This window comes from Saccharopolyspora montiporae (assembly GCF_015209505.1).
GTDB lineage: Bacteria > Actinomycetota > Actinomycetes > Mycobacteriales > Pseudonocardiaceae > Saccharopolyspora > Saccharopolyspora montiporae.
Genome location: NZ_JADEYC010000019.1, coordinates 151,933 through 167,227 on the forward strand (window position 1 = coordinate 151,933; position 15,295 = coordinate 167,227).

A 15,295-nucleotide genomic window follows, 5' to 3' on the forward strand; every position below is an offset into this window, starting at 1 on the left:
CGGCCAATCCGCTGTCATGACCGGCATTGTCTTATACCAAGACCACTGCCGACAGAAGGGCGAAACGATGAACGGGACCATCACGTGCACCAACACGAAGACGCAGCTGGGCACCGAGGAGCTGTCGGTCCTGCTGCGCGAGCTCGCCGCGGACGCGGATCTGGCCGCACGCGCCGGTTTCGTCGCATTCCTGCCCACCGCGCTGCTGGAGCGGTCGGCGCGGATGCTGCGCGGGACGGGGATCGCGCTCGGCGCCCAGGATGTCTGGCCGGTCGCGCGCGGGCACGCGACCGGGGAGACCTCCGCGCAGGTGCTCGCCGAGATCGGCTGCACGCACGTCATGATCGGCCATCAGGAGCGGCGCGCGCTGTTCGGCGAGACCGACGCCCTCATCGCGGAGAAGGCGGCGGCCGCCGCCTCCTGCGGACTGGTCCCGCTGCTGTGCGCGGGTGAGGCCGAGCGCACCGAACCGGCCGCCGCGGCCCGGACCGCGGCGGAGCAGACCGCCGCCGTCCTGGAGCGGCTCGACGAGGGGGCGCCGCTGGTGGTCATGTACGAACCCGCGTGGACGGTCGGCGCGGGCGCTCCGGCCGATCCCGGGCGCGTGGCCGCGGCGGTGCGCGCGGTGCGGGACACCGCGCGCGGACGATCCGGATCGCTGCGCGTGATCTACGGCGGCGCCGTCGCACCCGGCGTCTTCGGCCCGCTGCACACCGAAGCGGAGCTGGACGGGGTCGGGCTGGGCCGGGTGGTGCACGACCCCGCGGGTCGGCGGGCGGTGCTCCGCGAAGTGCTCGACCGGGGGTGAGCGTCCGGCGAGCCGGTGCGGCGCCGGACCCAGCGCGGCCGCAGCCGCGGATCAGCACCGGGTCGCCCGTGCAGGGACCGCCGCCCGCGACGGGACGGCCGGTCGGGAGGTTCGGGTCGGGGGCGCGGGATTCTCGCCTCGGAGGTTGGCAGAACCGCCCGCCGCGGGTATCAGCCGAACAGGTGCCATGTCGACCGACATCGCACTCGGGCGGTCCGGCGGCCGGCTCCGCGCGTCGCATGTGGACTCCCCGACCGGGCCGCGTCCGACGCGGATGTGGCAGTGTGCGGCCGTGCCCGCGCGGTCGTCCCTGATCAGGGCGCCGTGCACACCCAGCGACGAGGAGGACGCATGTCGAAACCACCGCTGCCCGAGCCGGCGCGCGCGATGCTGCGCAAACCCAATCCGGCCGTCATCACCACGCTGCGCTCCGACGGCCAGCCGGTATCCACGGCCACCTGGTACCTCTGGGCGGACGACCGGGTGCTGGTCAACATGGACGAGGGGCGCAAGCGGGTGCAGCACGTGCGGGCCGACCCGCGCGTCACGCTCACCGTGCTGGACGACGGCGACTGGTACACGCACATCAGCATCATCGGCCGGGTGACCGAGCTGCGCGACGATCCGGGCCTGGCCGACATCGACCGGCTCGCACACCACTACCTCGGCGACCGGTACCCGCAGCGCGATCGCGCGCGGGTCAGCGCGCTGATCGAGGTCGACCGGTGGCACGGGTGGGGATCGCTCAAGGACAACGAGCAGCCCGGCTGACACCCGCATCCGTCTACTGCGGACGGTGGTCTCCCGGCGGACGGCGCCGCCGGGACCGCCGTCCGCCCCGCGAACGGGGCATTGACCCCGGGTCCCCCGATCACCCGTTGCGGTGGAAGCCGGTCCTGCGCCGTCCTCGCTCTGGTAGGAAACCGCTGGATCGATCTCGATCACCTCCCAGCACGCGGTTCGCAGAAGAGGACGGACATGAACACATCCCGCATCTCCCTGATCGCAGCGGTTTTCGCGGCGATCACGAGTCTGGTGGCAGCACCGGTCGCCGCCGCGCAGGGCAAGATCCTGTTCCGCGGTCAGATCTCCAACGCCTACGACGACACCCGCTGGGTGCTGGACGGCGACTCCGGAACGCTCATCGACAACGTCCGGCCGGGTACCTACGAGCACTACACCAGCAGCCGGTGGATCGTGGCCTCGGCCCGGGACCACGGTTACGTCACCATCAAGAACGCCAAGACCGACCGCTGCGCCAAGCCCGACCTGGTCAACCCGGACGCGTACGTGCAGGTCCGCCCTTGCGACCGGCACGACGACATGCAGAAGTGGAACATCAGCGAGGCGGGCGTCATCTCGCCCAAGAACGACCCGGACCTGGCCATCACGGTCACCGAGCTCAACCCCGCCGGGTACAGCTGGCTGGTACTCAAGGACCGCAGCCAGGTGCAGAACTCGCCGGACAGTGTCTTCGAGTTCACCTCGGGGCGCTGACCGGCAGCGGCGGTCCCCTCCGGGCCGCCGCGTTCTGCCCGCTGCGGCTCGGTCAGGCGCCGCCCAGCCGGCTGACCAGCCCCGCCAGCAGCGCGATCTGCGCGGGCGACTCCGCGGGGAGCACGTGCTCGTCGCGCGAGTGCGGTCCCGCGCCCACGGCACCGATCCCGTCGAGCACGCCGAATCCCAGCGCGGACACGAAGTTCGCGTCGCTGACCCCGCCCACCGAGGTCTCCGCCAGTTCGCGGCCGAGATCGGCGGCCACCTCCTCAGCCCGCTCGAACAGCACCTGCGAAGCCCCGCCCGGATTCATCGGCGGCCGGTTCCACGATCCGGACAACTCCAGCCCGACTCGGGCGTCGGCGGGGCGCAGTGCGGCCAGACCGGCCTCCACGCGCGCCATCTCGGCCGGATCCTGCACCCGGACGTCGACCTCGCAGGAGGCGCGCCCGGCGACGACATTGCGACCGGTCCCACCGCTGAGCACGCCGACGTTGAGCGTGGTCCCGCGCTCCGGCGCGGCCAGGGCGCACACCTGCGGGACGAGCTCCGCCAGGGCGTGCAGCGCACTGGCACCGGCCTCCGGATCCAGGCCCGCGTGCGACTCGACACCGCGCGCCACCAGGTCGAACAGGCCCAACCCCTTGCGCCCGGTCTTGACCATGCCCGCCCTGCTCGGTTCCAGCACCAGCGTGGCCAGCACCTCGGCACACGCCCGTTCGATGTGCTGCCGGGAGGCGTGACTGCCGGTCTCCTCGTCGCCGGTGAGCAGCAACCGCACCGACGGGTGCGGGATGCCGAGCTCGCGCAGCAGGCGCAGCGCCCACACCCCCTGCACCGCACCGAGTTTCATGTCCAGGCAGCCCGGCCCGGTCAACCTGTCGCCGTCCTCGACCAGCGGCCACTCCGCGATCGTGCCCACCGGCCAGACCGTGTCGTAGTGGCACAGCAGCAGCACCGCGCCCGGCTCGGTCCCCGGGTAGGTCAGGTCGAGCACATCGCCCCGCGAACCGCCGTCGTGGCAGTGCCGGACCGCGGGTTCGCCGAGCCGCTCGCCCAGCCACCGCTCGATCTCGGCCAGACCGGCGCTCAACGCGGCCTTGTCCCCGCTGGGCGTCTCACATTCGACGAGCCGCCGCAGATCGGCGAGCACCTCCGGCAGCTGCTGCTGCGCACTCTTGCGGACCGCTTCGGCAGGCTTCACCAGACCCGGACCCTTCCGCTCGTTCGCTCCGGTGGATCACCGTACCGGCGCTTTCGGCCGCAGCCGCGCAGGAACGTCGCCGGACCGGTCGGCAGCATCACTCCAGGTCCACAACGACAGCGCCGGGGATGCGCGCGGCGATCCGCTGCACCTGGGCCCGGTGCGCCGCGGCGGCCGTCCCCTCGTCCGGCCAGTGCCCGATGACCCCGCGCTCGTCGTACTCGTCGACCTGCGTCTCAAAGATCAGCGGGCGCGGTGCGGCCCCGAAACCGCAGTCGATTCCTATCCAGTCGGTGTTGACGCGCGCCACCCACCCCGGTCGGCGCGGATCCGTGACGCGGGTGCGCGCCACGCGTCGGTACTGCTGGTTCCCCGGTGCCATGGCGAGCTTTTCCCACTGGTCCTCGTCGATGGGGTTACCGCGGCGATCGAAGTGCACCCCAGCAGCTTACGGTCCGCAGAGCAGGAGTGACTGCGCCTGACGGGTGATCCGGCTGGTTCTCGCCACCGAGCCTGCCACACGCCGCGCACCCGGTCCGCAGGTCAGCGGTCCTCATCGACCAGCCGGTCGAGCTTGCTGCGCACCCGGGCCAGCCGCGCGGATCCCGGCGGGAGCAGCGCGGCCAACCGCTCCAGCACCTCGATGTCGGCATGTCCGGCGGTGCTGTGCGCGAACTCCCAGAGGTCCTGCACGACGTCGTGGTCCAGCACCGCGCTGCGCAGGCAGGCACGCAGCTCATCGCGTTCGTCGCGCACCGCCGGGGATTCCGAGTCCGGCAGCAGATCTCCCGCGCGCAGCCGCAGCGCGGTGCCCACCTGCCCGCGGTCCAGTGCGCCTCGCGCGCGGGCCAGATCGCTGTCCAGCTCCACCTGCAACCGGTAGGGGCGGGTGCGCAGCACGTCGGCGCCCAACACGCCGCGCAACCGGTGCACTTCGGCGCGGACGGTGACCGGATTTCCCCGTTCGCCGTGCAGCAACAAGGCAAGGTGCCGGGCGTCGAGCCCGCCGGGATGCAGCGCCAGCACCGTGAGGATCTCCGCGTGCCGCAGACTCAGCCGGTGCGTCCGCCCGCCGATCCGCGCGGTGGGCGGATTCTCGCCGAGCAGGCCCAGTTCCAGCCGCCGCGCTCCGTGCCGCGCGGACCCGGGTCCGCGAACGCGCAGCAGATATCCGCCGGGCAGCTCGTCGAGTTCCGTGCGGTCCGGGCTACCGGTGGCCGCGGCCGGGTCGTCCAGGTCCACCCGGTCGCCGGCGGACAGCGCACTGCCCGGGAGCGACTGCACCACGCGGCCGGACGGGCTCAGCAGCGCTCCCGGTACTGCCGACGACAGGTGATGGCCGCTACGTTCGCGCAGCGCCCGGTCCTGTTCGGCCGCGCGCAGCCGCAGTTCGCCTTCGACGAGCCGCGCCGCGGCGGCGACCAGCGCGGGCAACGCCGGATGCATGGTGCGCAGCGGGCCGCTGAGGTCGACGGTACCCAGCAGCGCGCCGGTTTCGGGATCGTGCACCGGGCAGGCCGCGCAGGTCCACGAGTGGTAGGTGCGCACCAGGTGTTCCGCCGAGTGGATCTGCACCGGACCGCCGGTGGCCAGCGCGGTGCCCATCGCGTTGGTACCGATCACCTCTTCGGCCCACCGGGTCCCCTCGGCCAGGCATACCCGGTCGGCGTCCCGGCACACGTGCGGATCCCCGTGCCGCCACAGGATGTTGCCCGCCGCATCGGTGATGATCATGATCTGCGCAGCGCCGTCGGCCGCGTCCAGCAGCGTGCGTTGCAGCAGCGGCACCCACGGGCGGAGCGGATGGGTGTCGCGCAGCCCGTCCAGCGCGCGGCCGTCGACCGAGACCGGTGGGCAGCCGCCGTCCGGGTCGACACGGGCGCGCAGCGACCGGCGCCAGGACTCGAAGACGACCGCGCGCGGGCGGTGCCGCGTCGGTTCACCGGACAGCACCGCGCCATGCACGCGCTCCAGCATCCTGGCCTGTTCGAGCGGATCCGCTGATCCGGGTGGGCTCTGCCTCATCGTCACCGACCGGGTGCGCGCCGTGGTCACGCCGACGCGCACATCCTCCAACCCGCGGTGCCCGCCGGGCAACAGTCCGCCGGCCATCGTGCAACGCGGATGCAACCCCCGGCTGCGTACCGTCCCGCCGAGCACGACGGGAACCGAGCACACCAGGAGGTCGAAGATGACTCTGTACGCAGCGCCGGGTGCAGCCGATTCGGTCGTCGAGTACCGCCCGCGCTACGACCACTTCATCGGCGGGGACTACCTCGCCCCGGCCGGCGGCGAGTACTTCGAGAATCCGACCCCGGTCACCGGCAAGACCTTCACCGAGATCGCGCGCGGCACCGCCGACGACGTCGAGCGGGCGCTGGACGCCGCCGAGGGCGCTGCGCCGGCCTGGGGGCGCACCCCGCCCGCCGAGCGCGCCGCCGTCCTGCTGCGCATCGCCGACCGGATGGAAGCCAACTTGGAGAAGCTGGCCGTGGCCGAGAGCTGGGAGAACGGCAAACCGGTGCGCGAAGCGCTGGCCGCCGACATCCCACTGGCCGTGGACCACTTCCGGTACTTCGCGGGGGCGCTGCGCGCGCAGGAGGGCACCCTGTCCCAGATCGACGAGGACACGGTCGCCTACCACTTCCACGAACCGCTCGGCGTCGTCGCCCAGATCATCCCGTGGAACTTCCCGCTGCTGATGGCCACCTGGAAGCTCGCCCCCGCACTGGCAGGCGGCAACGCGGTGGTGCTCAAGCCGGCCGAGCAGACGCCCGCGTCGATCCACGTGCTCGTGGAGCTGATCGCCGACCTGCTGCCCGCGGGCGTGCTCAACGTGGTCAACGGGTTCGGCGCCGAGGCGGGCAAACCGCTGGCGTCGAGTTCGCGGGTGCGCAAGGTCGCCTTCACCGGGGAGACCACGACGGGCCGGCTGATCCTGCAGTACGCCAGCGCGAACATCGTGCCGGTCACCGTCGAGCTCGGCGGCAAGAGCCCGAACATCTTCTTCGACGACGTCGCCGCCGAACGGGACGGCTTCTACGACAAGGCCGTGGAGGGCTTCACCATGTTCGCCCTCAACCAGGGCGAAGTGTGCACCTGCCCGTCCCGGGCGCTGATCCAGTCCGGGGTCTACGACGACTTCCTGCAGGCCGGGGTGCAGCGCACGCAGCAGCTGGTGCAGGGGCATCCGCTGGACACCGCCACCCAGGTCGGGGCGCAGGCCAGCAACGATCAGCTGGAGAAGATCCTGTCCTACCTCGACATCGGCGTGCAGGAGGGCGCGCGGGTCGTCACCGGCGGCAACCGCGTCGACCTCGGCGGCGAGCTGTCCGGCGGGTACTACGTGGAACCCACGATCTTCGAAGGCCACAACAAGCAGCGGGTCTTCCAGGAGGAGATCTTCGGGCCGGTGGTGTCCGTGGCACGGTTCGACGACTACGCCGACGCGATCAAGACCGCCAACGACACGCTCTACGGCCTCGGTGCGGGCGTGTGGTCGCGCAACGCGAACACCGCGCACAAGGCGGGCCGCGACATCCAGGCGGGCCGGGTGTGGGTGAACAACTATCACGCCTACCCGGCGCACGCGGCGTTCGGGGGGTACAAGCAGTCCGGCATCGGGCGCGAGACGCACAAGATGATGCTCGACCACTACCAGCAGACGAAGAACCTGCTGGTGAGCTACTCCGAAAGCGCCCAGGGACTGTTCTGATGGGTCGGGTCGCGGTCACCGAGGAGGCGGCGCAGCTGCTGCGCCGCCTCCGGCAGCGGCACGGTCCGCTGATGTTCCACCAGTCCGGTGGGTGCTGCGACGGCAGCTCGCCGATGTGCTATCCCGCCGACGAGTTCCTCACCGGCGACGCCGATGTGCACCTGGGCGATCTGGCAGTGGACGGCGTCGACGAACCGGTTCCGGTGTGGATGTCGCGCGCCCAGTTCGAGTACTGGGAGCACACGCACCTCACGATCGACCTGGTTCCCGGCCGCGGCGGCGGGTTCTCGCTCGAAGCCCCGGACGGCGTCCGGTTCCTGGTGCGGTCGCGGCTGCTGACCGAAGCCGACCGCGCGACGGGTTGACGTTCGCGGACCGCCGGGTCATTTGACGGCGGTGACCACCGCGTAGTGCATGTGCCCGGCCAGCACCTCGGCGAGCGTGCGCTGCCGGGAGCGCAGATCGGCCAGGGCCGCCGGGCCGGACTCCGCGGCGATCCGGTCCGCCTGGTCGTCGAGCGCCCGCGCCTGCGCGGCCAGGGTCGGGCCGGTGCGCTCCTGGGCGTCCTCGATGTCGAGCAGTCCGAAACCGCACCGGCGCAGCTGCGGGAGCAGCTCGTGCAGGCCCATCGGCACGGCACCGGGCCGCACCGCCGCGAACCGCTCGTACCACTCCGCGCCGTGCGCCCCGGGATCGTCGAACAGGTCGGCCACCACCAGCCGCCCGCCGGGGCGCAGGGCGTGGTGCAGCCGGGCGAGCACCTGCGCACCGCCCCCGAGATCGGGCAGTGCTTCCAGCAGCAGGACCGCGTCGGCGCAGGATTCCGGGAACGACGCGCGGTGGATGTCCAGCGCGTGGAACGACGCCTGTCCGCTGAGCCCGGACTCCTCAGCGGCGGCCCGGGCCGCATCCGCCGCGGATTCACGCAGGTCCAGCCCGAGCACGGTGCAGCCGGTCTCGGCGGCCACCAGCAGCGCCGGCCGGCCGTCGCCGCAGCCCACGTCCAGCAGCACCCCGGACGGTCCGATGCCGAGCCGCCGGGCGACCTCGGCGGTCAGCCGGTCCTGCGCCTCGGCCAGGGTCGGCGGATCGCCGGGCGCGTCGAACCACCCGTGGTGCGCGGCGCGGCCCCCTGTCGCCAGGACGCGCACATGCGCGGCGGTGTCGGCACCCTCGACGGCTTCATCGGTCAACTCGGACTCCTCGGGACGTGGCCGGGCGCACCAACGGGACGCGCGGCGGGCGCTCTGGTTCGACGGACCGCACGGGGCCACCCGGCGACCGGCGACCGACGGGCGCGCGGAGATGTTCGGGAATGCGGGGGAATTCCGAGGAGCGGCCGGATGGGTTCGGGCCGCTCCGGAGATCACGCGGCGGGCACCAGGACCGGTCTCCATCCACTTCGGACGTCGTTGCGGTTCGGCGCGCGATCGGTGGACCGACCCGGTGCGGGCCGTCCGCGGCCGCGTCCCAGCACCACGGGGCTCGGCGGCCGCTTGGGCACAGGCGCCCGCGGCACGGGGGCGGCATGCGGTCGTCTGGTCACAGCCGGGCTTCCTCGTCGGTCGTGGTGCGGAGTCGGCCCGGCACGCTAGCAGCACCGGAGGGCGCACCGGGGAGGCTTCGTCCACCGCCCCGACCTGGCCCGAACTCCGCTCCGGGATGGCCGCCGCGAACCAAAATCCCTCGTGCGGCGGCGATTTCGGTCTCATTGGCGGACGGCGAGTGACGGATCCGCCGGCGAGCGCTCCCCCGGCGGTGCTGCGGCGTCTCCGTGCGGGTGAAGTTGATCTTGCCACTCGCCCGGGTGAAGGTTTTGACGCCACGCAGCCGATCCAGCCAAGGTATGCCGGTCCGCCCTCCTCCGGGCGGACGTCCGGCACCGCGCCAGGATCACGAAGAAGGAGCCGATGCCCGACCGTCCCCGCCGCGCGGGTGGGCCACCCGCGGATCCCCAGCACCGGCCGCCGCGCTCCCCCGCCCCGCCGCCCGCCGCCGAAACGGAAAGCCGGGCACCGCGATGACCGGCCCGCTGCGCGACCGCATCGCCGTGGTGGGGATGGCGTGCCGGTTCCCCGGAGCACCTGACCCGGAGGGCTATTGGGCCACCCTGCTGGCCGGAAGCGGCTCACCGCACACCGCGGCCGATGACGGCGCGGAGCTGTTCGACGCGGCCTTCTTCGGGATCAGTCCCCCCGAAGCCGAAGTGCTCGACCCGCAGCACCGGCGCTTCCTGGAGTGCTGCTACCGCGCGCTGGAACACGCCGGCTGCGACCCGGCCCGCTTCCCGGGCGCGGTCGGCGTCTACGGCGGCGCCGCGCACAGCGAGTACCTCGCGTTCCACGTGGCCCCACGCCTGCGCAGCGGGCACCTCCCCGTCGACGGGCTCTCGGGCGTCCTGGGTTGCAGTCCGGCCACCCTGGCCGCGCGCACCGCCTACCAGCTCGACCTCACCGGTCCGGCCGTCTCGCTGCACACCGGCTCGTCGACCTCACTGGTCGCCGTGCACTACGCCTGCCAGGACCTGCGCGAGCACCGCTGCGACGCCGCCCTCGCCGGGGGCGCCTCGCTGAGCCCGCCGCGGCCCCGCGGTCGCCACCGGGAAGACCGCTCGGCGGCAGGCAGCGGTGCAGGTGCGATCCTGCTCAAACGGCTGGAGGACGCCCTGGAGGACCGCGACACCATCTGGGCGGTGATCGGCGGTTCGGCGGTCAACAACGACGGCCACCGCAAGTCCGGGTTCGCGGCACCGAGCTCCCGCGGCCAGTCCGACGTGGTGCTGCGCGCGTTGGCCGATGCGGGCGTGCCGCCGGAAAGCATCGGGCTGGTCGAGGCGCACGGATGCGGAACGGCACCGGACGACCCGAGCGAGCTCGCCGCGCTGGCCGCCGCGTACCGGGACGGAACCGAGCTGCGCGGGTACTGCGCATTGGGTACGGCGCGCCCGCCGACCGGCCATCTGGAAGCCGCCGCCGGAATCGCAGGCCTGATCAAGGCGGTGCTCGCCGTACGCACCGGGACCGTCCCGCCCGCGGACAACCGGCTGCGCCTACCGGAGGAGGACCCGTCGGCCGGGCCGTTCTTCGTCAACCACGAGCTGGTGGACTGGCCGGTGCCCGGGTTCCCGCGGCGAGCCGCCGTGTCCTGCCCGGGCGCCGGCGGGACGAACGCGCACCTCGTCGTCGAGCAGGCTCCACCGACTCCCGCGCGCGAGCCCGCAGCCGGTCCGCACCTGCTGCAGCTCTCCGCGCGCACCGGCGATGCGTTGCACCGCAGCGGGATTGAGCTGGCCGATCACCTCGAACGGCACCCGGGTGCGGACCTGGGCGATGTCGCGCACACGTTGCGCGCGGGACGACCCGGCATGCGGTACCGGCGCAGCCTCGTGGCCGCCGGCACGCAGGACGCGGTATCGGCGCTGCGCCACACCGCCGAACCGGTGCACTGCGGCGGCGAGCCGGCGGTGGCGCTGCTGTTCTCCGGTCCCGGCGAGCACCACGAAGGCATCGCCGCCGGGATGTCCCGCTGCTACCCGACCTACCGGGCCGAACTGGACCGCGCCGCCGGGATCCTGCACCCGGTCCTGGGCACCGACCTGCGCTGGATCCTCGACGAAGGCGGGGACAGCGAGCGCCCGTGGCGGTTCGCGGCCGCGGTGGCCACCCAGTACGCGCTCGGCCGCGCACTGCTGGACCGCGGAGTGCGTCCGCGCCTGCTGCTCGGGCATTCGCTGGGCGAGTTCACCGCAGCCTGCCTGGCCGGGGTGATCAGCCTCGACGACGTGCTGCCGCTGGTGGTGCGCTGCGAAGAGCTGGCCACCGCGATCGGCGGTGCCACCGTCGAGATCGCGCAGGCACCCGACGAGCTGACCGGGCAGCTGACCGGTTCGCTCGCACTGTCCTGCCGTAACGCGCCGGATTCGTGCACGGTCGCGGGACGTGCGGACGACGTCGTGGCCCTGGAGCACCGGCTCGCCGCGTCCGGGGTGCGGCACCGCAGGGTGCCGATCTCGGCGGCACCGCACTCCGATGTCCTGCGGCCCGTGCTGGACGAGCTCGCCGAATGCTTCGCGGGCGTGCACCTGCGCGAGCCGGAGATCCCGGTGCTGTCCGGGCGGACAGCGCAGCGCGCGGGTGCCGAGATCACCACCGCGCAGCACTGGATCGAGCTCTGCGCCCGCCCGGTCCGGTTCGACGCGTGCCTGACCACGGCGCACGACGAGCTCTCCCGGGACGGGACACCGGTGCTCGTGGCCACCGCGCCGCGCACCGCCGGATTCGCCCGGGCGCAGCTCGGCCCCGGTGTCCCCGTGGTGGCGGCAGCGCCCGATCCGCGGCAGCCGGACCGGGCCGAAACCACCTTCCTCACCGCGCTCGGCGCTCTGTGGTGCCGGGGGGCCGACGTGTCCGCGCCCGAACCGCCAGAGGCCGTGCGCGTCCCGCTGCCCGGGCATCCGCTGGATCCGGCGAGCCACTGGCTCGCGGAAGCCGAGCCGCCCGAACCGACGTGGATCGTGCCCGAAGGGCTCGACCCGGCGGTCTATCCCACGACGCTGCGCCTCGCACGCAGCCGCCGGTGCCGGATCACCATCGCCGAGGAGGCGCCCACCGAACCCGCTGTGCGGCCGGAGGACTTCCGCGAGATCTGCGGTGAGCTCACCGCGGCGGCACCCGTGCTGCGCGGGGAGCGCGCACTGCTTCGAGCGCTCGACGGGATCGCGGTCCGGCACGTCTGCGAACTGCTGCGCGCAGCCGGGCTCGGCACCGCCGTCGGGGACTCGTTCCACCGGGCGGACGCGCACCGGCTGCTCGACGCCACCCCGGCACTTCGGTCCTGCGTGGACGATGTTCTCGCCTTCCTCGTCGCCGGAGGAACGCTCACCGAGGAACCGGATTCCGCGCTGCGGTTCCGCAGCGCACCCGGAGGCCGGGAGGATATCGACCGCGCGGCGCGCGAGATCATCCGCGACCACCCGGCGGAGGCGGAGATCGTCGATGTGCTCGAAGACGGCGCGCAGCGGGTGCACCGATCGCTGTCCGGGCACGATCCCGGCCCGGCCGAGGCCCGCGGTACCGGTGGGCGCGCCGAGGCGGCGGTGTTGGACCGGGCCGGCGCGGACTTCGCGGCGCGGCTGCTCGGGACGGCGGTGCTCGGCCTGGCGCGGCGCGCACCGCGACCGCTGCGCGTGCTGTGCATGTCCACCGGAGCCGACCGGTTCCGCGACGCCGTGGCCGCACACCTGCACGGCGTGCCCGGTGCGCACTGCACGGTCGCCGAGACAGGCCGGGTACTACGGGATTCCGGAATCGGACTTCCCTCCACATCGGAATCACCAACCGAATCAGGACGACTGTCCGATGTGGTCGTCCTCTGCGACGTCCTCCCGCACGCGGCCGACCCGCTCGCCACGATCCGCGGCGCGACGCGGCTGCTGACACCGGGCGGTGTGCTCACCGCGGTGCACACCGACTCGATCCCGCTCGCACTGCGCGTGCTGGCGGGTCTGCGCGCCGAACCGAGCGCCGCAGCCGGTTCGGCGGAGCGGAACCGGTGGGCAAGCGCCCTGGCGGAGGCGGTGCCCGACCACGAGGTGTTCAGCTCTGCGACCGGAACGACCTCCGGCGCGCACAGCGTGCTGCTCGCGCGGCCGCACACCGAGCGCGAACGGCGACTGGCCGAACTCACCCGGCTCGGCGCCCGGGTCGAGGTGCGGCGCACCGGCGAGCTCCTCGACGACGAGGATGGCGGCGAGCAGGACATCGGCCGCGACCACGCCGCCGACCGGATCCGCCGGGTCCGCCGCGCCGTCCTCGGCCCCGATTGGGAAACGTTCGGGGACTCGTTCCCGGCCACCGGCGGGAATTCCGCGCAACTGCGCAGGCTCGCCGACCGGATCCGCGCCCGGTCCACCGCGCCCGACAGGCGCTGACCGATGCGCTCAGCGGGGCAGCACCGCGAGCCGGAGCCCGCTGGGCACGACGCTGCCGCCCGCCGTGGTGCGCACCCGGGCACCGGCCGCGGGAACCACGCGTCGGCGCGCCAGCAGTGCGGCCAGGGCCACCAGACATTCCCGGTACACCACCTGGTCACCGGAGCAGCGCTGCCCGCCCGTGCCGAACGGGAGGAACGCCCCGTCGACCGGGGCTCCCCCGGCCAGCCACCGGTCGGGGTCGAACAGATCGGGACGCAGGTAGTGCTCGGGGTCGCGGTGCACCGCGTGCGGGCTGCACAACAGCTCGCTGCCCTCGGGGAAGCGCACCCCGCCGAGCACGACCTCGCGGCGGCACCGGCGCGCGACGAGCGGGACCGCGTACAGGCGCAGCACCTCGGTGAGGATCCGGCGGGTGCGCACGAGCGAATCCAGCACGTCCGCGGTCGCGGGCCCGCCGTCCAGCACCTCGTCCAGCTCGCGGTGCAACCGGTCCTGCAGCTCGGGACGCCGGGCGAGCTCGTGCAACGTCCAAGCCAGCGTCGCCGCGGTCCCGGAGGTGGTGGCGAACACGGTGTCCACGATGTCCCGGCGCAGGTCCGCCGGACCGCCGCGCGCCCGGCCGCGGGTGAGCGCGGCGATCGGATCCGCCGAGCCCCGGGCGGGCGCGCGGCACAGCACATCGTCCACGAGGGACTGCAGGTCCCGGCCCGCGCGCGCGACCCGGCGGTGGGTGGCGGTCGGCAGCCGCGCGAGCCCCTCCGGCAGCAGGGTGCGCAGCACCGCGTCCCGGCGGATGTCCGGCAGCAGACGGTGGATCTCGGCGGTGTCGCGCTGGCCGAGCCTGCCCGCCAGCACAGCCCGGTCGATCGCGGACAGCACGAGTTCGTCCATCGCGCGCAGCACATCCACTCGCGGTGCGTCCGCCCAGCGCCGCGCGATGTCCGCGCCCGCCTCGCGCACCGCGTCCAGCCACCCGCTCGCCGCCGGGTCGGACCAGGCGGTGCGGGTCCGGCCGTGCACCGCGGTCGCGCGCCGCCCGGCGACGCGTTCCTCCTCGGCGAGGCTCACGCCCCTGCCGAACGAGTCCGCGTCCGCGGCGATCTCGTGCACGAGCTCGGGGCTGGTCACCGCCCAGCAGCGCAGGCCGGGCAGGTCCACGCGGACGAGCGGCCCGCAGCGGTGCAGCGAGTCCAGGAACCGCAGCCGGGACCGCAGCAGCGCCGCGGCGTGCCCGAGCCCCGGAAGACGTCCGGGAGCGGTCGGCAGGTCCTCGATGGCCGATGTGGACGCGAGCACGCCCGTCCCCCTCCTGATCGGCGTTCCGGTCGGGCGCAGGCCCGCCGCACACCGGCGAGAGGTTGTCCGAGGCCGCATCGGGTGTCAACGGCGTCCGGATAGGACCCCGCGGTGCGCGCACCCACCCGGTCGCCGGAAACGCCCGCTGCTTGCCGGGCTGACACGCCGCACGGACGACGGACGGTCACCGCAGATCACTCCGCCGCGCAAGCGGCAACCCCGTGCGGGTGGCCGGACGTCGACGGGACGTAGCCGACGATCTCCACTCGTCCGATGGACGCGGGTTCAGGACGTGCGCAACGAGTACAGCGCGATCCCCGCGGCGACGCTGACGTTGAGCGAATCCTTGTGGCCGAACATGGGGATCTGCAGCAGCACGTCGCAGCGCTCGCGCATCTCCGGTTCGATCCCGCGCACCTCGTCGCCGAGCAGCAGCGCCACCTTGCCACCCGGTGTGTGCTCGCCGAGCGGCACGGCCGCCGGGTCGATCTCCAGACCAGCGACCGCGTACCCGTCGGCGCGCAGCGCGTCCAGCAGCGCGACCACGTCCTCGTGCCGGGTGAACGGCATGGTGCGCTCGGCTCCCGCCGCGGCCTTGGCCAGCCGCCGGGTCTGCAGGTCGCGCAGCTTGGGATCGCGCGGATCCTGCTCGTAGGCCGGGTATGGGGTGAATCCGGTCACGTGCACGTGGTCGATCGCGAACACCGAACCGGTGCGCAGCAGCGATCCCACGTTGTGCGTGGAACGGATGTTGTGCGCCACCACGACGATGCTGCGCCCCGGGCTGTTCTCGCGGGCCGGTTCGCCGCCGTCGGGCTCCACGCGCTCGCACCTCCAGCTGAC

The 15,295-nt window shown here is 73.4% G+C and carries 12 protein-coding genes; 6 read left to right on the top strand and 6 right to left on the bottom strand.

Annotation, left to right across the window (positions count from 1 at the left end; all coding sequences use genetic code 11):
* The first annotated feature begins 67 nt into the window (after positions 1–67).
* The 3 genes from IQ251_RS12820 (at position 68) to IQ251_RS12830 (ending at position 2,305) form a co-directional block, all read left to right on the top strand.
* Positions 68–808 carry a triose-phosphate isomerase gene (locus IQ251_RS12820; RefSeq protein WP_193928759.1) on the top strand — a complete coding sequence of 247 codons (741 nt, stop codon included), beginning with the start codon at positions 68–70 and terminating at the stop codon, positions 806–808.
* A gap of 351 nt (positions 809–1,159) precedes the next feature.
* Complete coding sequence (locus IQ251_RS12825; RefSeq protein WP_193928760.1) at positions 1,160–1,579, top strand: PPOX class F420-dependent oxidoreductase; 420 nt, start codon at positions 1,160–1,162, stop codon at positions 1,577–1,579.
* Between the two features lie 207 nt (positions 1,580–1,786).
* Positions 1,787–2,305, top strand: a complete 519-nt coding sequence (locus IQ251_RS12830; RefSeq protein WP_193928761.1) for an RICIN domain-containing protein — start codon at positions 1,787–1,789, stop codon at positions 2,303–2,305.
* A gap of 52 nt (positions 2,306–2,357) precedes the next feature.
* Here the strand turns inward: IQ251_RS12830 and IQ251_RS12835 are convergent, their stop codons facing one another.
* The 3 genes from IQ251_RS12835 to IQ251_RS12845 all read right to left on the bottom strand — a co-directional run bounded on the left by IQ251_RS12835 (position 2,358) and on the right by IQ251_RS12845 (position 5,621).
* Positions 2,358–3,509, bottom strand: coding sequence for a M20 family metallopeptidase (locus IQ251_RS12835; RefSeq protein ID WP_193928762.1), 1,152 nt, complete (start codon positions 3,507–3,509; stop codon positions 2,358–2,360).
* A 97-nt stretch (positions 3,510–3,606) separates the two neighbouring features.
* Complete coding sequence (locus IQ251_RS12840; RefSeq protein WP_193928763.1) at positions 3,607–3,948, bottom strand: hypothetical protein; 342 nt, start codon at positions 3,946–3,948, stop codon at positions 3,607–3,609.
* Positions 3,949–4,052: 104 nt separating this feature from the next.
* Complete coding sequence (locus IQ251_RS12845) at positions 4,053–5,621, bottom strand: GAF domain-containing protein (protein ID WP_370591371.1); 1,569 nt, start codon at positions 5,619–5,621, stop codon at positions 4,053–4,055.
* A 79-nt stretch (positions 5,622–5,700) separates the two neighbouring features.
* Here IQ251_RS12845 and exaC point away from each other — a divergent pair, with 79 nt between their 5' ends.
* Both exaC and IQ251_RS12855 read left to right on the top strand, forming a co-directional pair.
* Positions 5,701–7,224 (top strand): acetaldehyde dehydrogenase ExaC, encoded by a 1,524-nt coding sequence (exaC, locus tag IQ251_RS12850; protein ID WP_193928764.1) that lies wholly within the window; start codon positions 5,701–5,703, stop codon positions 7,222–7,224.
* A complete protein-coding gene (locus IQ251_RS12855) occupies positions 7,224–7,589 on the top strand; it encodes a DUF779 domain-containing protein (RefSeq protein ID WP_193928765.1) in 366 nt (121 codons plus the stop codon). Before exaC ends, IQ251_RS12855 begins: the two co-directional genes overlap by 1 nt.
* A gap of 18 nt (positions 7,590–7,607) precedes the next feature.
* Here IQ251_RS12855 and IQ251_RS12860 read toward each other — a convergent pair whose 3' ends face one another.
* Complete coding sequence (locus IQ251_RS12860; protein ID WP_193928766.1) at positions 7,608–8,417, bottom strand: SAM-dependent methyltransferase; 810 nt, start codon at positions 8,415–8,417, stop codon at positions 7,608–7,610.
* An 827-nt stretch (positions 8,418–9,244) separates the two neighbouring features.
* On the opposite strand from IQ251_RS12860, the gene IQ251_RS12865 reads away from it, so the two are divergent.
* A complete protein-coding gene (locus IQ251_RS12865; RefSeq protein ID WP_193928767.1) occupies positions 9,245–13,153 on the top strand; it encodes a type I polyketide synthase in 3,909 nt (1,302 codons plus the stop codon).
* A gap of 9 nt (positions 13,154–13,162) precedes the next feature.
* Here IQ251_RS12865 and IQ251_RS12870 read toward each other — a convergent pair whose 3' ends face one another.
* Positions 13,163–14,452 carry a cytochrome P450 gene (locus IQ251_RS12870; RefSeq protein WP_193928768.1) on the bottom strand — a complete coding sequence of 430 codons (1,290 nt, stop codon included), beginning with the start codon at positions 14,450–14,452 and terminating at the stop codon, positions 13,163–13,165.
* A 285-nt stretch (positions 14,453–14,737) separates the two neighbouring features.
* A complete protein-coding gene (locus IQ251_RS12875; protein WP_193928769.1) occupies positions 14,738–15,274 on the bottom strand; it encodes a TrmH family RNA methyltransferase in 537 nt (178 codons plus the stop codon).
* Between the last annotated feature and the right edge of the window lie 21 nt (positions 15,275–15,295).